Source organism: Kitasatospora sp. NPDC096128, assembly GCF_040303105.1.
Lineage (GTDB): Bacteria > Actinomycetota > Actinomycetes > Streptomycetales > Streptomycetaceae > Kitasatospora.
This window is the reverse complement of sequence record NZ_JBEOSP010000002.1, coordinates 89,883-111,060: the sequence shown is the minus strand read 5'-3', so window position 1 is coordinate 111,060 and position 21,178 is coordinate 89,883. Positions and strand designations below refer to the sequence as shown.

Sequence of the window (21,178 nt, the reverse complement as noted above, 5' to 3'; positions counted from 1 at the left end):
GTTCCTGACTCCGTCGTTCCAACCGTGGGGACCGGCGCCCGCCCGCCTCGTGGACCCCTGCCGGGGCCCGCGGCCTCAGGACAAGGGGCTCCCGATCCCGGCACGAACGGCCCGGCCGATGGCGTCCAGGTTGTCGTCGAGGAAGAAGTGGCCGCCCGGCACGACGTGCTGGGCGAACGGTCCGGTGGTGTGCGCGGCCCAGCCGGCCGCGTCCTCGGGGCGGGCCGAGGCGTCCTCGGAGCCGACGAAGGCGGTGATCGGCACCGGCACCGGCGGCTCGGCGCCGCAGTCGTACGCGTCCAGCCAGCCGAAGTCGGCCCGGCAGACCGGCAGGACGAGTTCCAGCAGATCCGGCTCGTCCAGCACGAAGGCGGGCAGGCCGCCGCCGCGGACCAGCCGCTCCAGCATCGCGCCGTCGGGGAGGGCGGACAGGCCGTCGAAGACGTCGTCGCCCCGCGGGTGGTCGGGCCGCGGGCAGCCCGACACGAAGAGGTGGAGGGGCAGTTCGGCTCCGGCCCGGCGCAGCCACCGGACCACCTCGAACGCCAGCAGTGCGCCCATCGAGTGGCCGAACAGCGCGTACGGCCGGTCGGCGGCGGCCGCGACGGCCTCGGCGATCCGCTCCACCTCGACGGCCGCGGGCTCACCGAGGCGGCGCTCCCGGCCCGGCAGGGCCAGCGCGGCGACCTCGACCTCGGGGCCGAGCGCGGCCGGCCAGCGGGTGTAGACGGCCGTGCCGCCGCCCGCATAGGGGAAGCAGACGAGCCTGACCGGCGCCTCCGGACGCAATTCTCGGGAAACGAACCATTTGTCGGGGAGTATCTGGCCGTTCACGGGCGCCATCCAGGAAGTCCGGCTTTTGGCCCGAGGTCGTCCGGAAAGTCCATGGCTCCGAAGCGGCCTTTCTGGAAAAGATGTCAGAACTCATTCGACCCGTCACTGGATCGCCGCTCTGCGGAGGCCGGTTGTGCCGCCTGGTCGGTTCTGCCATCGAGGATGATGAATAGTGTGCCGATCAACCGCTGATGACTGTACCTCAGCTGAGTGAGCACGCTCAATAGTTGGCGATAACCGGCCAGCGTACGGCGGCAACCCCCCTGCCGAATGGGCCGATTCGACAACCCGCCCACCGCACCCGGGAATCGGGGGCGCAACTCGCGGGGAACTCGCATTGGCTAATCCGGCGAGGGCCGGGCGCGGAGCGGGTGAGGGCCCCAGCCGCCGGGGCGGTCGGTCCACGACCCGAACGCCCGGGCCCGGCACCCCGCTTCAGCCCCCGGCCAGCGGGGCCGGGAGCGGCCGGGCGTGGAGCACGTCCAGCCGGGACACCGCCCGGGTCAGCACCACGTACAGCCGGTGCAGCCCGCGCGGCTCGGCCTCGACGATCGCCGCCGGTTCCAGCACGATCACATGGTCGTACTCCAGGCCCTTGGCCAGGGAGGCCGGCAGCAGCGTGACCCGGGCCGCCCCGGCGGCCTCCGCCTCGACCGGGGCGCTCGGGACCCCGGCTGTACGGAGTGCGGCGGCGGCCCGCTCCACCGCCCCGTCGGCGCCGATCACCGCGATCGAGCCGTCCCGGTCCAGCGCGGCGCGCACCGCGGCGACCAGCGCCGCGTCGAGGTCGGGCACCGGCCGGACGGTCACCTCGCCGTCCCGGCGCAGCGAGACCGCCGCCGGCACGTCCACGTCCAGGGCGGGCAGCAGCCGATTGGCCAGGGCCATGACGGCGGCCGGCACCCGGTAGCCGGTGGTCAACGGCACCAGCGCCGCCTGCGGCTTGCCCAGGTGGGCCAGCTGGTCGGCCCAACCGCGGGCCGACCAGGGCGCGGTGGCCTGGGCGAGGTCGCCCAGGACGGTGAGCGAACCGAAGGCGCTGCGCCGGGCGATCGCCCGGCACTGCATCGGGGAGAGGTCCTGGGCCTCGTCGACCACCACGTGGCCGAAGCTCGCCGGCCGCTCGATCAGCCCGGCCAGCTCGTCCAGGAGCAGCAGGTCGTGCTCGGACCACTTGGCGCTCTTCTCGGAGCGCGGCGGCCGGGGCCACCGGAGCGCGGCCTGCTCCTCCGCGTCGAGCACGCCGTCGGCCGCCTCGGCCAGGACGGCCGGGTCGCCGAGCAGCCCGGCCAGTACGGCCTCCGGGCGCGGGGCGGGCCAGGCCGCCTCCAGGAAGGCCGCGACCGGCCGGCTGCGGCCGACCTTCTGCTGCCAGGTGGCGTTCTTGACGTCGGTCCGGCGCTCGGCCTGCGCCTGGAGCAGGGCCACCACCCGGGCTCGGACGTTCTCCCGTCCGATCGCGTACGGCGGCGCCTGGTCGCGGACTTCGGCGACCAGCCGGTCGAGCCGTTCGCCGGGCACCCGCCAACGGTAGGAGCCCTCCGGGACGGCCAGCGGTTCGGCACCGACGACCCGGATCCGGCCGTACAGCGCGCGGCGCAGCACCACCGCCATCCGGGCGTCGTGCTTGAGCGCGGCGGCCCGCTCCCCGTCCACCGCGGTGACCGGGCGGGTGGCGACCAGGTCCTGCACGGTGCACTGGGAGACGTCGAGCTCGCCGAGCGCGGGGAGGACTTCGGCGATGTACCGCAGGAAGGTCCGGTTGGGGCCGATGACCAGGAGGCCGCTGCGCCGGAGCCGCTGGGGGAAGCTGTAGAGCAGGTACGCGGCGCGGTGCAGGCCGACGGCTGTCTTGCCGCTGCCGGGAGCGCCCTGGACGCAGACGGACCCGGCCGGTTCGCCGCGCACGAGTTCGTCCTGCTCGGGCTGGATGGTGGCGACGATGTCGCGCATCGGCCCGGTGCGCGGGCGCTCGATCTCGGCGGCGAGGATGCCGCCGGGGCCGTCCGCCGGCTGCCCGTCGGCGCCGCCGAGGTGTTCGTCCTCCAGTCCGGTCAGGTCCTGCGGCAGGCCCGGGCTCGACGGCGCCCAGCCGAAACGCCGACGCCGGGCGAGCCCGAGCGGGTCATGGGCGCTCGCCCGGTAGAACGCCTGGGAGACCGGCGCCCGCCAGTCGATCACCAGCGGCGGCACGGTCGGATCCTCGGAGATCCGCTGTCGGCCGACGTAGTAGCGCTGCCCCCGGTGGTCGCCGGCCCCGGGCGTGTCGTCGAAGTCGAGGCGGCCGAAGAAGGCGGGGCTCTCCGGCAGCTCGCGCATCCGCTTGGCGCGGGTCCGCAGGTACCGGCCCAGCGCTTCGGCGCCGGCCCCGTCGCCCGAGACGTCCTCCCCGGCGACGACCTGGTGGGCGGCGTCCTCGACCTGCCGGGCCGTCGCCGCCCGGCAGGCGGCGACGTAGGCCCGCTCACGCACCAGTTCGCCGTCGAGACCCAGGGTTTCCGACGTCATCGCTTCCTCCGCACTCGACTCGGCTGCTGTCCGGAGGGGTCAGCTTAACCTGACTCAGTAAGATTTCTAACTGAGTCAGCCCCCGCTGGCGGCTCAGGACACCAGCGGCCCCTCCGCGACCTCCGTCAGCGTCACCGTGCACAGGCCGCCGCGCTCGGCCCGTACGTCCGTGACCTCCAGCTGGGTGCCGGGCAGCAGGATGTACTCCTCCTCCCCCGTGAACGCCGAGAAGCGCTGGATCCCCGTGGCGCGAAGCGGCCGCACCTCGAACAGGGTCCGCTTGCCCCGGCTGCCGAGGAAGGCCTTCGCCACCCCCGGCTCGGAGGTGCAGGAGGACACGCCCCACCACGTCACCGTCCGCCCGAGCGGGTACTGCTTGCGCAGGTCCAGCGCCACCCCGCGCCAGAGCGGCTCGGTCCGTACCGGCAGCTGCGAGACCGCCGCGAACAGCAGCCGCAGGTACGGCAGGTACGGCACCAGCCGGGAGCGGTCCGGGGAGCGCAGCACCGCGTTGATCTCCCGGTAGAACGCGGACTCGCAGGTGTAGAGGTACAGCGCGGCGATCGCGTCCGCGGACAGCCCGCCGGCCGCCCCCTCGCCCACCCCCTGACCCGCCCGCTCGGCCGCCCGCTCAACCGCCCGCCGCTCGCCGAACTCCTGCGAGAGCGTGACGTGCCGGTCCAGGCCGCGCAGCAGCTCGGCCACCGGGGCCACGGCGTCCCGGAAGTCCATCAGCGGCGTGTCGAACACCCCGCTGATGGCCGGGAGTTCGAGGCCCTCGTCCTTCACGCCGGCCAGCCGGTCCAGGTACAGCTGGTGCAGCTCCATGGTGGAGGCGATGAACGCGCCCATCCGCTCGGCGACGCCGCCGTCCGCGCCCTCGCCACCCGCCGCCCCGGCGTCCCAGCCCTTGCTCGGCAGCCAGTCGATCCCGTCCGCGCCGAGCGAGGCCAGCGCGGCGTTCACCGCGGCGAAGTGCTCGTTGTCGCAGAAGATGTCGCCCTGGGCCGCCGGGTTGGCATGGTCGATGTGCCGGACCTCGACCTCCGGGTACTTCTTCTCCAGCCGCCGCACCACGCTCTTCAGGCCGCGGGCGTGCGCTCCCCACCAGGCGAAGACGACGCCCCGGTCCTCCTCCCCCGCCTGCTGCTTGGCCCGCAGGATCTCCTCGACGATCCGCTCGGCCACCGGCCGCCAGAACCCGGTGTGCTGGTCCGGACCCAGCGCGCCGTCGGCACTGGCGGTCAGCGCCGCGTTCAGCAGCAGCACGCCCTGGGTCAGCATCGCCTGGAACCACTCCGGCGGCTGGACCGTCTCCTCCTTCTTCAACAGGGCGCGGATGTCCGCGATCGGCGTCTTCTTGGGTATGCCGTACTTCCACATCGCCGCGGCCTTGATGATGCAGCGGATGCTGATCACCCGGCCGAACTGGCTGTCCTTCCAGTCGTGGAAGGCATTGTCGAACATCGCGATGCCGGTGGCGCTCTCCGACCGCGGGTACGGGTTCTGGCCGAAGACCACCACCTTCCACTTGTGCGGGGCGTGCGGCTTGAGCGCCTGGAAGGTCAGCTCGCGGACCGGCACCACCTCCGCACTGCGCCCCGGCCCGATGAACGAGGCCGCTGCGGGCTGCGCCTCGATGACCGGCTTGAGCAGCGGGAGCCACGGCTCGCCGCCGCCCCGGAAGAGTTCCGCGAGGGCCAGCGGGTCGTTCGGGTCGTTCGCGTCGGGCTGGGCGGCGGAGGTGTCGGCAGCGTTCACGGTGGTACTCCGGCTGGTCGGATCGCGGAAGAGGGTCGACTGACTGCCCGTCAGCTCCCCGGCGGACAGCACATTCCTAACAGCCGGCACCGACAGTCCCGGCCGCCCCACCGGAGGCGGACGGACGGGTCGACGGATCTGTCGGAGGTGCCCGCTAACGTCGGGACCGACAACGAGATCCCCCCGCCCTACGACAGGAGTCGCAACATGACGACGGACCGCGCGCAGTCCCCGCTCAGGGTGGTGCTGACGGACCTCAACGCGTCGGTGGTCGAGTCCTGGCGGGCCGCCTTCGCCGACACCCCCGGCATCGAGATACGGCAGGGCTCGATCCTCGACGAGCAGGTCGACGCCTGGGTCAGCCCGACCAACTCCAAGGGCCGGATGGACGGCGGGACGGACGCCGCCGTCAAGCGGTACCTGGGTGCGGGCATCCAACTGAAGGTCCAGCGGAAGATCCGCGACACGTACGCGGGCGCCCTGCCGGTGGGCAGCGCGGTCTGCGTGCCCTCCGGCGCGGTCAACCCGAGGTTCCTGATCTCGGCGCCCACCATGCAGACCTCCTCGCAGAACGTGAGCGAGACGCTGAACGTCGCCCTCGCCTGCGCCGCCGCCTTCCAGGCCGTCCACCGGCAGAACCGGCTCGCCCCGGGGAGCATCCGGTCGGTGGCCCTGGTCGGCATGGGCGCCCGGACCGGCCGGGTGCCGGCCCGGGTGTGCGCCAACCTGATGTGGACGGGCTACACCCTCTTCCACGACCACCACTTCGAGGACGACGACGAGCTGCGCGCCACCATGCTCGCCCAGTTGAACGACCTGGAGCAGGCGCCCGCCACCACCCGGGTCCGCATCACGGCACCGCCGGCCCGCAACCGCTCCCGGCGGTAAATCGTTTCCGAACGGCCGTCCGTCCACCCTAGATTGGAACCCCGACCCGGAGGACCGCATCCGGTCGACCCCGCCCGACCAACAGGAGAGCGCCATGGCAGACGACGTGCAGGAACTGAGCGGGGTGAAGGTGCTCGTGTGCGACGCGGCCGGGCCCGCGATCGCCACCGTACAGGACGCACTCGATCTCATCGGCGCCACCTACCTCGGCGCGGAGGCCGTCGCCGTGCCCGCCGACCGGCTGGACGACAGCTTCTTCGTCCTGAGCACCGGATTCGCCGGCGAGGTCATGCAGAAGTTCGTCAACTACCACCTCCGGCTGGTCGTCCTCGGCGACATCTCCCGCCACCTGGAGGCCAGTTCAGCCCTGCGCTCGCTCGTCCACGAGTCCAACAGGGGCCGCCACATCTGGTTCCTCCCGGACACCGGGGCCCTCGCCGCCCGCCTGGCGGAGCAGGCCTGACCGAGCGGCCGAGGGCCGGTCCGCCTCCCGTCGCGTCGCGCGACCGGAGGCGGACCGGCCGTCAGCCACCCCTCACCCGTCGGCGAGCGCTCCCCCTGGCCGACCACGTCCGCTACTCCAGCAGGCTGCCCATGTGCCCGTCGTCGATCCGCAGCGGCCAGAAGTGCTCCTCGTCGGCGAACGCCTCCGGGTCGATCTCCCGCAGCGCCTCCTCGGCCGCCCCGTCGAAGAGCTCGCACGGGTCGAACACCGACCACAGCGCCGAATCCGCCTCCTGGTGCGCCTCCTCCCGGGCGGCGCGCAGCCGGTGGAAGGTCCAGAGCGTGTACAGCAGCGCGGAGACGTCCCGGTGCAGGTACGCGGCCGTCTCGCCGTCGCCCCACACGTCGTTGAGCTCCACCCGCCCGGTCGCGCCGTCCAGCAGCACGTCGAACTCGTACATCCACCCGCCGAGCACCGGGAACCCGCGCTGGTACGCCCGGTCTCCGGGCTCCTCCTCGTCCTCCGGCTCGTAGCCCTCCAGCGGCTCCTCCGCGTCGACGGAGAGCACGCAGTCCTCGGACACCGGCAGCCCGACCTCGACCAGCAGCCGCCGGGTCGGCCCGTGCGTCACGCTCGCGGGCAACTCGCCGTCCCCGAACCGGCGGACGACACCCTCCCCCTCCGCCGTCGCCAGGTCCTCGACCAGCGCGGGCGTGACGGCGTACGCCAACTCCCCATCGACTCCCGGCCCGGCGCCCCACGCCAGGGACCGCACCGTCAGCGCCGCCTCCCAGTGCGCGGGCCGACCATCCGTCCGCCGGTACAGCTCCGGATCGGCCTCCCGCAGCCGCTGCCGCCCGGTCTCCACGACCTCGGCCACAGCCGCCGGCCCGAACCCAAGCCCGGCACCCAGCCCCTCGATCACCCGCGCCAGCGCCACCAGGCACTCCGCACTGCTGGCCAGCAAGTCCCGGTGCAGCACCCCGTCGTCATCCGGCCGCGCCAGGAACACCTCCCCGCTCGCCCCGTCCAGCAGCACCGCCACCGGCCCTTCCCAGGACTCGTAGCAAGCCTCCCCCAGCAGGTGCATCCCCTCGACCACCCGCAGCGGATCCTCCCCCGAGGCCTCCAGGTCCAGGTACGCCCGCTCCCAGCACGCCTCCCCTGCGGCCGGCAGCTCCCGCCCCACCCCGTGCACCACAGCCACCACAACTCCTTGCCCCGCCGCCACACAACGGAAGATCACCCACTACCGCGAGCGACCCTAGCCGACCCCGCCGACCGCCGGATCGGCGCACTACAGACGCCGCTTCGACCAGTCACCCCCGAAGCAGTAGGACCGGCCGTCACGGACCCTCGCGGCGCAGCGCGTCGACCGGGTCTTCGCCGTCCTGGACCTCGACCACGCCACCGAGCAGGGAGTGCTGGAGGCCGGCCTCCCGCTGGCGGCGGATCAGGGCCAGGCAGCCGTGGGCAGCCCGCGGCAGCGGCAGGCTGGCCAGCTCGGTCCGCAGCCGGTCGATATCCAGGCGGCCCTTGTTCAGCACCGTACAGGGCGCCGTGCCCACGCCGATGCTCGGGCGTGAGCGCCAGGTCCACCAGAGCCTTCACCGGGCCCTCAGTGCACAGCAGCGCGTCGGCCAGCTCGAACAGCGCGCCCCCTCGACCGCGCAGGCAGTCGTAGAAGTCCGCCCGGAAGCGTGACAGTTCCGCGAACGGATCACGCCGGCTTGCCTGTTCCACCACACTCGTCACCACGGCCTTCGTGTGAAGTCCTCGACCTTTCAGCCGAGTTCAGGATCACGTGAAGGCCGACCCACCGTCTCGGGAATCCCCATGTGGGTGACAGGGTCGAGCACTCAGATTCGGGGACCTCGGCGGCAGCGGATTCCCCACTCACCGCTGGGCAAGAAGGTCTCGCCGTTTGCTCGTGTCACGGACAGGCTTCGGCCGTCGAAGCTGATCCGGTCGCCGATCGCCAGGAAGAGCGGGCTGTCCAGCTCACAGAAGCCGCCGCTATCCGTCTCAAGGTCATCAACCAGCAGCATCCGCGGGACCGGGGTGACTCCGTCAGCAATCAGCAGCATGCCGGGATCGTCCCACACCCGGTTGATCGACGGCGTTCGATTTCCGGAGGCCGAGAGGCTGAACGGCAAGCTGACCAGCGGTGCTGCCAGGTCGCACCGCCGGTCACCAAGGCCTCTTGACAACAACATCAGAAAGCCGCGGTGGCACCCCGCCTCCGCTAGAGCCAGGGAAACAACAGCATGCGTGGGCAGGAACTCGACGGCCGACTCAGGAGGTTAGGCCGCCGGCAGCCCTACATGAACAACCGTGCGAGTCACAACGGCTGCCGCCAGTTGCGATAGGCGTGCGGGGGCTCGGCGAAGCCTCTGTCGCTGAACGGGTTCGGCAGCGTGCCGCCGAGGGTGCCGAGGAGGAAGTCGCCGAAGCCCGCCTCGAAGCGGACCCAGCGTTCCTCCCCGTAGAGTGGCTGGCGCTTGAAGACGACGACGTCCCAGCTGTCCGGGTCCCGGGCGTCGCAGAGCCAGAAAACCACGTCGCCATTGGAGCTCCTCGCGAAGGGGAGAAGCCTCCTCTCCTCCAGGTCCTCTGGGGCAACACCAGTAGGGGCCGCCGGCTCCTCCCTCGGGTCGAAGTCCAGTCCGTCGACGAGGTCGCCGTACGGGGAGTCGGCCACCGGCGGGGTGCTGACCCCGAGGTACCCGTCCAGCTCGCCGCCGCCGTAGAGCGTGACGAAGTCACGGTAGTCGGCAGGCAGGCGCAGGCCCGTGGTCTGTGCCAGCTCGTCCCAGTCGACGGTGTCGCCCAGCGTGCTCGGCTCCCCGAGAAGGGCCGAGAGGCGGGTGATAGCCGGATGGACCATGGCGGTGTCTCCTCTGTGGGGTGGCGCGGTTCGATCAGTCACCGTACTGCCCGGCGTCCTGCCCGGTGCCGCTGTGGATCGACCTGCCGAGATTCTTCCAGCCGCTTCTTGCGGTGTAGATCAGGTTCGACGTCTCGTCGTGGTCCGCACCGATTAGATGGCCGTCCTTGTCCCAAGCAATGTAGGACATCTCGATCTTGTATGGCACGTTTCGGTTGCCCTCGTAGTACGGGGTTACCTGGTAGAGCACAGTGTTCCCACTGTCGACCTGATTCTTCACCTTGTTCTCGAAGGTCAGCATGCTGTCCATGGGGCCCGGGTCTCTGCCGCCCGACTTCTTCTTCCCGACGTAGGAGTTGGCGTCGCTGCCGCAAGTGACCAGGTTGGCCGGGTTGGTACCGGATCCGGACAGCTGGGCTCCTAGCACGTGGCAAGCGTTCACGTCGCTGGGATTCCCGCCCCAATAGCCCACCTGCTTGCGGGCCCAGTCGTAGCCAGCGGGCTTGATGCCGTTCTTCACCTCCGTACTGGTGCCCTTGTGCGACTTCAGGTAGGCGGTGTCCAGGCAGGCCGTGACGCCGGTGGCACGCCCGCCGTTGCCGACGTCCACCTGGCCGTAGTCGACCCAGCCCGCGCCAGCGCGCTGGCAGCCCTGGCCTCGAGGCTCGTGTTCTCCCCCCGGGTCGCCGGGGCGCGGGCCGGGAATCGGCTTGGGCTCCGGCTCGGTGAGGATGTCGATCAGGGCGCCGGCACCGGCCGCGATGCCGGAGCCCACGAGGGAAGCGGCGCCGGCGACAGCGGATGCGCCTCCGGCGACCACATTGGCGACGGTGGCGGCGCCGACAGCAACGATGGTGTCGGTGAAGAAGTCGATCAGCTCGGTGTCGGCGTGCGGGCGGTCGTTGTCATTGATCGGACGGATGTCCGTCGGCGGCTTGGGCCTGGGGAGGGTCGGACCAGGGTGATGGCGGGGGGCGGGTCGCTTGTGGCTCGGGCCCGGGTGACTGCGACCTCCACCACCGCCAGAGCCTCCCCAGTCGATGAGCCTCCCGATCGCGCTCGTTGACTCCTGCTGGACCACCACCGGAGGTGTCGGCCGGTAGCCGAGACCACCACAGTCGGTCGTCCACCAGTACTTGTCGCAGTTGATCTGGGGTCCCAGAAACGTTTGGACATGAACCTCGTTCTCGTCATCGAATACCCACCTGGCTTCTTCGCACCAAAGGCGAGGTAGCCAGATCACAGGAGGAATCTTCTTGCAGGTAAAGTGCCCCGACGGGTCCGTCGAATTGCCCGGGTCCCCGTTGCCGTAGGTGAACCGGTTGCCCTGGACGGACGGGGTGGTGCCGAGCTGCCAGGAGTCGCGGGAGGCGAAGGTGCCGCTGCCGGGGCGGTACCAGCGGGCGGCCATGTTGACGTCGCCGGATGCGGGGTCGGTCCAGCCGCCCTGGTAGCCGAGGGAGTTGGCGGCACCCGCGCCGGCGGTGGGCTTGCCGAAGGGGTCGTAGGCCGTGGAGCCGGCGACGTTCTTGCCGCTGGGGTCGATGGTGGCGACCACGTCGGTGTGCTGGTCGCTGATCACCAGGCGTGGGTTGGGGGTCGCGCCCGTGCTCGCGGTGCCGAGGAGGCCGCCGCTGGGGGTGCGGGTGTAGCTGGCGGTGCCGTCGGTGACGATGTTGTTGGAGCCGCCGTCGTAGGTGAAGGTGGTGTTCCCAGCCTGGGCGACGCGGTCGAGCGAGTCGTAGCTGTAGGTGGACGGCCCTTCCTTGACCATCCGGTCGAACCCGTCGAACTGGAAGTCCTTGGGCTGGGAGCCCTGGGCCACACTGCTGGTCAGGGTCCCACGCGCGGAGTAGCTGTACGTCGTGGTGCCGTCGTTCACGAGCTCGTTGCGTTCGTCGAACACCGAGGTGATGCCCCCGGCCGAGGTCCGGTTGCCGGCCGCGTCCCAGGTGTACGCAGTTGCACTCGGACCGCTGCTCCAGAAGGTGAGCCGCCCGGCGAGGTCGTAGCCGTACTGGTTGGTGGCGGCCCCGGCGGTGCCGGTGGTCGTCTTCGTGGCCAGTCGGTTGTTGAGGTCGTAGCCGTAGCCGATCGAGGCGACGGTCGCCCCGCTCGGGTTCTTGACGGTGTCGTCGCGCAGCCGTCCGAGGTTGTCGTAGCCGTAGCTGCGGGTTCCGCCGCCGACGCCGTAGCGCTCGGCGGTGAGGCGTCCGGCGGTGTCGTAGTCAAAGCCGACCACGGCGCCGGTCAACGGGTCGGCGGCGCTGGTGAGTTGCCCGGCCGTGTTGTAGCCGAAGGCGGTGGTGCCGGCCGCGTCGGTGCGGGCGGCCATCCGGCTGTCGGCGTTGTAGGTGTAGCTGCCGGTGCCGCCGGGGCCGGCCGAGGTGAGGAGCTGGCCGCGGTCGTTGTAGGTGTACGTGTCGGGGGTGTTCCCCGGCGTGCCGACGGAGGTCAGGCGCCCGGCGGCGTCGTAGCCGAGGGTGCGGTTCGGGGTCGCCGCCTCGGCGCCGGTGGCGGTCTCCTGGGTCAGGTTGCCCGCGCCGTCGTAGCTGCGACGGCGCACCACCCCGCCCGGCTCGACCAGGGTCACGGCCCGGCCGGCCGCGTCGTAGCTGGTGGTGAACAGGCCCTCGGCGGCCGTGGGGTGGGCCGCGGTCGCCGGTTCGACGGTCGACTCGGGGAGGCCGAGGGAGTTGTAGGTGTAGTAGACGGGGACGTTCTTGCCGTTGGTCCATCGGGTCTTGCGCCCGCCGGCGTCGTAGCCGACCGTCGTGGTGATCGCCTGCCCGGCGGCCACCGGTTCGGTCTGCTGGACCAGCAGCCCGGCCGGGTTGTAGCCGAACTGCCGGGCGTGGGAGGCGACGTCGGCGGCGTTCGCCACCTTGTCGGTGGCGGTGAGGACGTTCCCCGCCGGGTCGTACGTGGCGTACCGGGTGCCGGTGACCGCGCCGGAGGTGTCCAGGTCGGAGGTGCTCAGCACCCGCCCGATCCGGTCGTAGCCGGTGGTGATCGCGGTGCCGTCGGCCCTGGTCACCCGGCTGCTCCGGCCGAGCGCGTCGTACTCCGAGCGGACGGTGACCCCGGTCGGGTCGGTGGCGTTGAGCAGCTGGCCGACGGCGTTGTAGGTGGCCTTGCTCACGGCGCCGCCGGGCGTCGTGGAGGTCAGCTGGTTGCCGGCGTCGTCGTAGGTGAAGGTGGCGGTGTAGGCGGCCGGGGCTGGGTAGCGCTCCAGCTGGGTGCTGGTGATGCGCCGTCCGAGGTCGTCGTAGGTGGCCTGGCTGACCGCGCCGGTCGGGCCGGTGGTGGCGAGTAGTTCGCCGTCGAGGTCGTAGGCCTTGGTGACGGTCGGGGTGGCGACGCCGCCGCTCGGCGGAAGGGTCGCCTGCACCACGTTGCCGAACTGGTCGTACCGCATGGTGCTGGTCAGCTTCAGGCCGGTCGGGTCGACGACGCTGGTCACGGGCCGCCCGAGCACGTCGTACTCGACCGTGGAGGCCGGGGTGATCGTGCTACCGGACTGCGGGTCGGTGTACGGAGCGCCGGCCACGGCGACCCGGTGGCCGTCCAGGTCGTAGGTGTTGGTGACGGTGTTGCCAAGCGCGTCGACGGTGGAAGTGACCTGTCCGAAGGTGTCGTAGCCGGTCCGGCCGATCGGCCGGACCTGCTGCGGCCTGCTGCCACGGGTGGCCGGATCGTAGGTCTCGGCGCTGACCAGCGGGCCGGTGCTGACGGTGGGCCGGCCGGCCTCGTCGTAGCCGACAGTGCTGGTGTAGGCGGCGGGGTCGGCGCCGGCGGCGTTGCCGTTCGGGCTGACGGTGCTGGTGAGCAGGCCGCGGCTGTTGTAGCTGTTTACCACCACGGTGTCGGCGGGCTGGTTGCGGGCGGTCTGCTTGAGCACGTTGCCGGTGGCGTCGTAGACGTAGTCCGTCTGGGTGGAGACCGCCGAGTCAGCGCCGCCGGCGCTGACCACGCTGGTCGGCCGGCCGGCCACGTCGTAGGCGTAGCTGGTGGTGCGGTTGACGCCGCCGGGGTCGACGCCGGTGCTGGTGACCCGACCGGCCGCGTCGTAGGCGGTCACGGTGGTGGTCTTGCCGCCGCCGGTGACCTGCTGGACGAGGTGGGCCGCGTTGTCGTAGGTGTTCTGCTGGAGCACCACGTTGCGCAGCGTGCCGTCGGCGTTGTGGTAGCCGTCGAGGTCGATCTCGGCGACGGTGTTGTCGTCGTTGTAGTAGGTGTGGGTGGTGCGCCCCATCGCGTCCGTCACGGTGGCCGGGCGGCCCGCCGGGTCGTAACTGCGCGATTCAACGACCTGCCAGCGCGGCGTGGTCGGGGTGGCGCTGCTGCCGGTGTAGTTGGTGACGGCGGTCTGCTGCAGTTGCCCAGTCGGCGAGTGGCTGTAGTTGTAGGTGGTGCCGGCGGCGTCGGTCTTGGTGGCGACGTTGCCGTAGCGGTCGTAGGTGTAGGAGGTGGCGTGCCCGCCGGGGTCCTTGACCTGCTTGATCCGGCTGGTGTCGGGCTCGTATGTCCAGGTGGTGGTGCGGGTCGGGTCGCCGCCGGTGGTGTCGGCGACGCTCTGGCCGACCACGTTGCTGTCGACGTCGTACGTGGTGGTGGTCTGCCGGGTGTGCTTGGTGCCGGTGACGGCGTCGGTGGTGTACGGGTCGGTGCGGGTGACCTGGTGGCCCTGGCCGTCCCAGGTGTAGTCGGTCTTCAGGATGCGGGGCGCGGCGGTGCTGCCGCCGGGGCAGTCGTCGCAGGCGAGGGACTGGCTGGTGGTGCGTCCGAGGTTGTCGTAGCCGTAGCTGACGGCGGGGCGCAGCGGTGAGGCGACGGTGACGAGGTCGCCGTTGGCGCGGTAGGTGTAGGTGGTCTGCTGGTCGGCGGGGGCCTTGGCCGGGTCGGGGTATGCGGCCGCGTCGAGCAGGCCTGTCTGGGCGCGGACGAGTCCGGCCGGTGCGGTTCCGCCGCCGTCGGCCGGGGTGGTGGCGTCGGTGCGCAGGGTGTAGCTGACTCGGCCCTTGGGGAAGTCGGGCGTGGCCGGGGCGGTGGTGGAGGTCAGCTGGCCGGTGGCGTCGTAGGTGAAGCGGGTGGTGTAGGTGGTGTCGGCGGGGCCGGTTGAGCGGGCGTCGCTGGAGGTGAGGATCTTGTCGTTGGCGGGGTTGAAGGGGTTGGCGGGGTCGAGGAAGTAGGTGGCGTAGCTGGTCTGGCAGCTTCCGGCGCCGCGGCAGGTGGTGCGGGAGACGCTGTTGCCGCGGGCGTCGTGGCCGGTGGTGATGGTGTGCCCGTTGGCGTCGGTGACGGCGTAGAGGTACCCGGCGGTGTCGTAGCTGTAGCGGGTGGTGTTGCCGTAGCCGTCGCTGCGGGAGAGCAGTCGGGAGGAGCGGGTGTCGTACTGGTAGGTGAGGTTGTTGCCGCCCGGGTCGGTGACGGTGGCGGTGGTGACGGGAGCGGCGGTGCCGCCGTCGCCCATGGCCTTGTAGTGGGCGGTGACGGTGTCGGCGTCGAGGCGGGCACTGTAGTAGGAGGCTTCGGCGATGTTGCCCTTGAAGTGGTCGGCGCCGCCGCCCGGCCAGTTCCAGCCGGTGGTGGTGCCGGCGCCGATGTAGACGTATGGCGTCCCGTTGAAGCTGATCTTGCGTGCGGTCGTGTCGGTGGCGCTGGCGCGGCCGTCGATGTAGATGGTCTGGCCGTTGTCGTCTGCGGCGAGGACGGCTTGGTGCCACGCGCCGTCGTTGACGGTCCGGTCGGAGGTCATGGCGGCGCCTTGGCCCATCCAGAACTGGCCGTGGATTCGGCCGTCGGAGCCGACGTACAGCGCGGGGTTCCAGCTGTTCCCGAGCGGGCCGCCGACCGGGAAGTCCTGGTAGCTGTACAGGGGGCCGCCGGTGGTGGTCTTGAACCAGAGTTCGACGCTGGCCGCCCCGCGGGTGGGCGCGGCGTCGGACGGGAGCTGGATCTGTGAGGTGGTGCCGTTGAAGACAGCGGAGCGCTGGTTGGGGTCGCTGGAGGGCCCGTTGCCGTTGAGCAGGACGTCGGTCAGGTTGCCGGTGTTGACGTCGGGGCGGGCGTCGCCGAGCTGGCTGGCGGCGTACCAGGATCCGGACGGGTCGTTGAGGCGCCAGTAGCCGATGGCGCTGTCCTGGATCACCTTGGTGCGGTAGGCGCTCGCGGCGTTCACGCCGCCGACCACGGCGGTGTTGGTCGCCCGGTTGTAGTGGCCGGAGACGGTCTCCTTTGCCAGCCGGTACCGGTAGAAGGAGAAGTCGGCGATGGCGCCGTTGAAGTAGCCGACCTGATCGGAGGGCGAGTTGGGCCAGCCTCCGGTCCACCCTGCGCCGAGGTAGGAGTACGCCGAGCCGTTGTACGTGATCGGGAGGGCCGTGGTGCTGGTGGCGCTGGGGGCGCCGTCCAGGTAGAGGGTCTGTCCGTTACCGTCGCCGGCCAGGGCGACGTGGTGCCAGTTCCCGTCGGTGACAGTGGTGGTGGAGACCAGGGCGTTGGTGGCCGAGCCGGTCCACAGTGCGCCGTAGAGCTTCTTGTCGGAGCCGACGTACAACGCCGGGTTCCAGGCGTCGGTGGAGCCGTTGGGTTTGCCGTCGATCGGGAAGGACTGGTGGCTGTAGATCACGCCGGGGGCGGTGGTCTTGAACCAGAGCTCCACGGTGGCGGAGCCCCAGTGCTTGGGCGCGGTGTTGGGGGGCAGCTGGACGTAGGCGTTGGTGCCGTTGAAGCCGGTGGCGGTGGAGGTGCCGGAGGCCCAGGGGCCGGGCTGGCAGCAGGTCGTGTTGTGGTAGCTGCCGCGGTTCTGGGCGAGCGCTGCGGAGGAGATCAGCTCGGTGGCCTGGTTGCCGGTGGTGTCGCCGAGGCGCCAGTAGCCGGTGGGCTTGCCGTCCACCACGGCGGCGTCGTACTGGGTGGCGCCGCCGGTTGCGGCGAGTTGGTAGAGCGAGGAGACGGCGGCGGTGCTCAGTCCGTGCGGGTAGGCGGCGACGTCGGCGAGCTGGCCCTTGAAGTGGCCGGCCCGGTCGGCGGGGGCCTGCGGCCAGGCGCCGGTGACGTTGCCCGCGCCGAGGAAGACGTGGCCGGTGCCGTTGGGAGTGATGGTGCCGCTGAGCGGGGCGCCGACGGCGGCGCCGTCGAGGTAGAGGGTCTGGCTGGACTGGCTGTCGGCGGAGATCACCGCGAAGTGCCACTTGTTGTCGTTGACGGGGGTGGGGCTGGTCAGGGTGGGGGCGGCGTCGCCCATCCACAGCTGGCCGCGCAGCTTGCCGTTGCTGTCGACGTACAGGGCCGGGTTCCAGCGGTCGGTGGTGCCGTTGGGGGTGCCGTTGACCGGGAAGGACTGGTAGGAGAGGAGGACGCCGGCGCGGTCGGTGCGGAACCAGAGGGCGAGCGCGCCGGGGCCGTTCTGCGGGGCGTAGGCGGCGGGCAGTTCGGCCCAGGAGGTGCTGCCGTCGAAGGTCGCGGAGCCGGCCGAGCCGTTCATCGGGCCGGGCGCGCCGAGGTCGACGTTGGCGTAGGTGCCGTTGTTGGGTGTGGGCCGCGGTGTGTAGACCTGGTTGGCGGCCTGGACGCCGGCGCCGTCGGACAGCCTCCAGTAGTCGTTGGGCCGGGAGCCCATGACGGCGCCGCGGTACTGCTGGGAGGAGCCGGTGACGGTCGGGGCCTTGAGCTTCCAGACACCGCCGTTCTCGTCGGTGACCTGAGAGGCCCGGTCCTTGACGCTGTCGTAGGAGACTGCCAGGCGGGATTTGCCGGAAGGGAGCTTCAAACCGGACAGCTGGGTCGAGGGCTGGTTGCCGGCCTGCCACAGGGTCTGGACGGCTGGAGCTCCGAGGGTCCGGTTGTAGAAGGCGACGTCGCTGATGCTGCCGGTGAAGTAGCTGGCCCGGCCGGTGAAGTCGGTGAACGGGCTGTCCTGCCACCAGGCGCTGGTGAAGCCGCCGCCGATGGCGCCGGCGCGCTGCCCGGGGGCGAGGACGGGGCCGGCCAGGGTGTCCTGGGCCTGGCCGTCGAGGTACAGGGTCTGGGTGGTACCCGCCGCCGAGAGCACCGCGAAGTGCCACTGGCCGTCGTTGACCGCCTTGGCGGACTGCATGGGGTTGGAGGAGCCGGCCCAGAACTTGCCGCGCAGCTTGCCCGACTGGCCGACGTAGAGCGCCGGGGTGTAGTCGCCTCCCGTTGTGCCGCTGCCGGGGAAGTTCTCCGCCTGGTAGCTGAACAGCACGCCCGAGCCGGTGGTCTTGAACCAGAGTCCCACCGACGTGTAGGACGAGGTCGACAGCTCGGTCTGCGGCAGCGTCACGTAGCCGCTGCTGCCGTCGAACGTCGCCGCCGTCGCGGCCGCCGCCGGTCCGGGGGTTCCCAGGGTCACGCCCTTGGCGGAGTAGGTCGCGTTGTCGTTGCCCTGGTTCTCGGCGACCTCGCTGGCCGCGGTACTGCCGGACGCCTCGCCGAGGCGCCAGTACGAGACGGGGGCCGAGTCCAGGACGGCGGAGCGCAGGTGCGAGCCGGGGGTGTAGGTGTAGCCGGTGCAGGAGCGGTCGGTGTTCCCGCCGGTGGCCGGGGCGCAGACCTGGTCCAGCTGGTCGGCGTTGTTGGTGTTGTAGGTGTAGGTCCAGGTCTGGGCGGTGTTCCAGTCCGTTCCGGCGGCCGGGTCGGTGTAGACCTTCGCGACGTGCCGGTTGCCGGCTGTCCACTCGAAGTGCAGCAGCCGGCCGGAGGTGGTGTCCTTGACCGTGGTCAGGACACCGTTGGCGTAGCTGAGTTCCTGGGTGCGCCCGAGCCCGTCACGCACCAGGGACAGCGCGTAGCCGGTGCCGGAGGCGGCGTGGAACTCGTAGCGGGTGCCGTCCTTGGCCATCAGGTCGAAGCCCGCAGTGACCTTGGTGAGGGACTGGAACTCGCCGGACGGCGGGGTGTACAGGGAGCCCTTGTTCGGGTCGGCCCCGAATCGGGCGGCCCGGCCGCTGGCGGTGGTGAGGACCACGGAGTCGGTGCCGTCGTTGTCGGGCTGGACCCGCATGTCGAAGTTGGACGTCCAGCCGCTGCCGAACAGCGTCGACGTGCGCGGGTCCAGGGAGTTGTAGGAGCGGCTGACCGTCAGGGCCGGCCCGATGCTCTTGACGTCCGCGTCGGTGGCCGCAGTGGTGTAGTTGCCGACCTTGGCGTCGAAGGGGCGGCCGGTGCCGTCGCCGACGGCACCGCCCAGGTGGGAGGTGATCACCGGCTGCTGGACCTGGGTGGAGAAGGCCAGCATGGACGACAGCGGGCTATCGCCGATGCCGTCGCCGACCTTGGCGTTCCACAGGTAGCCGGTGTTCCAGGCGAGTTTGCCGGGCGGCACGGCCCACGAGGTGCTGGGCTGCCAGCCCGACTCCGCTACCAGCTGCGGGTCACCCGAGGCCGGGTTGGTGTAGACCTTGAAGTAGTAGCCCAGCCCCGTACCGGGGTAGTTGTCCGGGTCGTGCCCGGTGGCGTAGAGCTGCGGGGTGAGGTTGCCGACCACGGTGTTGTTGGGCGGCGCCAGTGCGTCGAGCTGGGGCACGGTGTTCGCCCCGGTGACGGTGGTGCAGGTGCCGAAGGGTATCGAGTACGCGTCGTGCAGGGAGGTCGTCCCGCCGACGTACCCATCCCAGCAGAGGTAGTAGGAGCGTCCGAGCGGCAGCGGCGGGATCACCCCGTTGACGGTCACCGAGTCATAGGTCTTGACGAGCCCGGAGACGCCGGTGAGCGGTGCGTTGAACCACTGCTCGTTCCAGTTCGCGTCGAACAGGCGGGCCTTGACCTGCATGCTGTTGGAGTTCCACCAGTTGGCCGCCGTGTTGGTCAGGGTGACCTGCTGGTAGCCGGGGGTGTTGTAGGTCGGCGGCATGTAGCTGCCGGCCGGCGCGTAGGTTGCGGCCCAGTCGCTGTAGACGATCGACAGGTAGGGCGGGTAGGCGCTGTTCGCGCTGGAGAACTTCTTCCAGTCGTTCGAGCTCGTGGGGCTGGCCGTCACCGCGAGGCCGTAGTTGTCGCCGCCGCGCGCCCAGCTCTCGACCAGCTGGACGCCCGGGTCGTTGTGGCTGCGCCCGAGCTCGATGGGCTTCCACGCCGCGCCCCCGCAGGTGTCGCCTGCGGAGAAGCTGGCGCTGCCGACCTGCTGGCCGAACGACACTCCGGGGTAGGTGTTGATCGTCGCCGGGTCCCAGCCGCTGGTGATCTGGTTGACGTACACCGGGTGCGGCGAGCACTCGTAGGAGTGGGTGTTGTTCAGGTTGAGGGTGACGGCGTGCAGGTAGTCGTTCTTCAGCGCGTCGCGCACGCCGGGGAAGTAGAGGTAGCTGTTCACCTTCGAGGCGCCGCCGTCGGAGGTGCCGATCCGCAGCAGCGGGTCGGTGGAGAAGTTCGCCGTCTGGTCGGAGCGGACGAAGGTCGACTGGCCGACGCCGATGGACGTGGTCGAGGGGTCCACGGTGACCGGGAAGACACGCTTGGCGTCGTGCAGCCAGGCCGCGTCCAGGTCCATCTGCAGGGCGGGAACGCCGTTCTGGCCGATCAGGCGGTAGGTGACACCGTCGCTGCCCACGCCGTCACCGGACGCCGGGTCGATCTTCGAGTCCATCATGGAGCCGCGCGGGATCGTCAGCCGTACCGCGCCGTTGGCGTCCTTGAACTGGACCTCGCCGACCGGGCCGATCGCCGGAGTGAGCCCGGTGACGTGCAGCGGGAAGACCCAGGTGGTCGGGGCGCTCGCGTCGTGCAGGACCAGGGTTTCCTTGATGCCCTGGGCAAGGCCGTTGTAGACGACGTCGCTCGCGGGGCGGGCCAGCGGGTAGGTCAGGGAGTCGCCCTGGACGACGCCGCGCACCGGCGCCGTGTCCGCCAGGCCGTAGGAGACCACGTGCCCGGCGTCCAGGGACCAGCTCACGAGGGCGGGGTCATCGGACTTGGCGGCGAAACTGGTCCGCTGGCTGTTGGCCGCTTCGGCCCAGCGGCCGGAGCGGTCCAGTGAGAGATTGGTGTTGATGGACTCCCAGCTGCCGTCGGGCTTCTGGTAGTGCACGGGGCGGGGGTAGACGCGCAGGGTCTTGGTGCCGTCCGGGTTCCGGAAGACCGAGGTGGAGTCGGTCCGGGCGCCCGCATCCTCGGTGCCCTCGGCGGGCGGGCCGGGTACGCCGTCGGCGGCCGGAGCGGCGGGCGCCGCCGACTTGGCGGCCGGCTGCCCGGCGGCCTTGGCGTCGACCTTGGGCTGCGTGCTGCCGGGCCCACCCTCACCGGGGTGGTGCTCCAAGGTCGGTGGCGGGGTGACGGGTTGGCCCTGCACCGGGTTCCGCGGCTGCCCGTCGCCCGAGGGGCGGGTGGTGGCGTCGACCGGCACCGGTCTGGTCTCGGGCAGTTCACCCGGGCCGGGCTGGTGCGCGGAGTCCGCGGGGGCGCCGCTGCCCTTCCTGGTCCAATCGGACGGGACGCTGTGACCGGCTCTGCTCGGGTCGCCGCTCTGCTGCTGCGGCGTGCTCGGGGTGGCCGTCGGGGTCGGGGCGTTGGCGGCGGTGAACGCGCTCGCCTCCTGGGTTCCTACCGAGAGCAGGATCACCAAGGACGTGATGAAGGCAAGCACGCGGCGCATGGCCAATCCCCCATGAAGGCAGACGAAACGGCCAACTCTCCCCTGAGTCCGGCCTGGGTCCTTCCTATCCGGCACCGACCGTCCCGGTACAGAGGAGGCTTGACCACCCCTTGGCCATTTGGCGGAATTCTGTCATGGATTGCAACGATATGATCTTTAGATATTTTTAATTTTCTTTACCTAATGAGCGAAACCGCTGAGCAAGACTTGGCGCCACCGTGACGGTCACATCGTTGTCGTC

General features: G+C 71.1%; 9 protein-coding genes and 1 pseudogene. 2 read left to right on the top strand and 8 right to left on the bottom strand.

Annotated elements, in window-relative coordinates; translation table 11 throughout:
• Positions 1 to 75: 75 nt before the first annotated feature.
• The 3 genes from ABTY61_RS03055 to ABTY61_RS03045 form a co-directional block, all read right to left on the bottom strand.
• A complete protein-coding gene (locus ABTY61_RS03055; protein WP_350503154.1) occupies positions 76 to 834 on the bottom strand; it encodes a thioesterase II family protein in 759 nt (252 codons plus the stop codon).
• Positions 835 to 1,269: 435 nt separating this feature from the next.
• The gene (locus ABTY61_RS03050) at positions 1,270 to 3,342 is read right to left on the bottom strand and encodes a HelD family protein (RefSeq protein WP_350503153.1); all 2,073 of its coding nucleotides are present in this window, start codon (positions 3,340 to 3,342) and stop codon (positions 1,270 to 1,272) included.
• A gap of 93 nt (positions 3,343 to 3,435) precedes the next feature.
• Positions 3,436 to 5,103, bottom strand: coding sequence for an ADP-ribosyltransferase domain-containing protein (locus ABTY61_RS03045; RefSeq protein ID WP_350503152.1), 1,668 nt, complete (start codon positions 5,101 to 5,103; stop codon positions 3,436 to 3,438).
• Positions 5,104 to 5,310: 207 nt separating this feature from the next.
• Here ABTY61_RS03045 and ABTY61_RS03040 point away from each other — a divergent pair, with 207 nt between their 5' ends.
• Together ABTY61_RS03040 and ABTY61_RS03035 are read left to right on the top strand one after the other, a co-directional pair.
• On the top strand, positions 5,311 to 5,991 hold the full coding sequence (locus ABTY61_RS03040) for a macro domain-containing protein (protein WP_350503151.1): 681 nt from the start codon (positions 5,311 to 5,313) through the stop codon (positions 5,989 to 5,991).
• A gap of 94 nt (positions 5,992 to 6,085) precedes the next feature.
• Positions 6,086 to 6,454 (top strand): DUF4180 domain-containing protein, encoded by a 369-nt coding sequence (locus ABTY61_RS03035; RefSeq protein ID WP_350503150.1) that lies wholly within the window; start codon positions 6,086 to 6,088, stop codon positions 6,452 to 6,454.
• 112 nt (positions 6,455 to 6,566) lie between these two features.
• Here ABTY61_RS03035 and ABTY61_RS03030 read toward each other — a convergent pair whose 3' ends face one another.
• From ABTY61_RS03030 to ABTY61_RS03010, 5 genes and pseudogenes are all read right to left on the bottom strand, one after another.
• Positions 6,567 to 7,643: an SUKH-4 family immunity protein gene (locus ABTY61_RS03030; RefSeq protein ID WP_350503149.1), complete on the bottom strand. Its 1,077-nt coding sequence runs from the start codon at positions 7,641 to 7,643 to the stop codon at positions 6,567 to 6,569.
• A 247-nt stretch (positions 7,644 to 7,890) separates the two neighbouring features.
• A pseudogene (locus ABTY61_RS03025) lies at positions 7,891 to 8,179 on the bottom strand (transposase); the annotation flags it as partial.
• 116 nt (positions 8,180 to 8,295) lie between these two features.
• On the bottom strand, positions 8,296 to 8,592 hold the full coding sequence (locus ABTY61_RS03020; RefSeq protein WP_350503148.1) for a hypothetical protein: 297 nt from the start codon (positions 8,590 to 8,592) through the stop codon (positions 8,296 to 8,298).
• A 185-nt stretch (positions 8,593 to 8,777) separates the two neighbouring features.
• On the bottom strand, positions 8,778 to 9,323 hold the full coding sequence (locus ABTY61_RS03015; RefSeq protein WP_350503147.1) for an SMI1/KNR4 family protein: 546 nt from the start codon (positions 9,321 to 9,323) through the stop codon (positions 8,778 to 8,780).
• Positions 9,324 to 9,357: 34 nt separating this feature from the next.
• Positions 9,358 to 20,937, bottom strand: a complete 11,580-nt coding sequence (locus tag ABTY61_RS03010) for a LamG-like jellyroll fold domain-containing protein (protein ID WP_350503146.1) — start codon at positions 20,935 to 20,937, stop codon at positions 9,358 to 9,360.
• Positions 20,938 to 21,178 lie beyond the last annotated feature (241 nt).

Excerpts from the sequence above, each read along its gene's own strand:
- ABTY61_RS03015 (WP_350503147.1), bottom strand. The coding sequence starts at position 9,323 with ATGGTCCATCCGGCTATCACCCGCCTCTCGGCCCTTCTCGGGGAGCCG.
- ABTY61_RS03040 (WP_350503151.1), top strand. The coding sequence starts at position 5,311 with ATGACGACGGACCGCGCGCAGTCCCCGCTCAGGGTGGTGCTGACGGAC.
- ABTY61_RS03050 (WP_350503153.1), bottom strand. The coding sequence starts at position 3,342 with ATGACGTCGGAAACCCTGGGTCTCGACGGCGAACTGGTGCGTGAGCGG.
- ABTY61_RS03010 (WP_350503146.1), bottom strand. The coding sequence starts at position 20,937 with ATGCGCCGCGTGCTTGCCTTCATCACGTCCTTGGTGATCCTGCTCTCG.
- ABTY61_RS03035 (WP_350503150.1), top strand. The coding sequence starts at position 6,086 with ATGGCAGACGACGTGCAGGAACTGAGCGGGGTGAAGGTGCTCGTGTGC.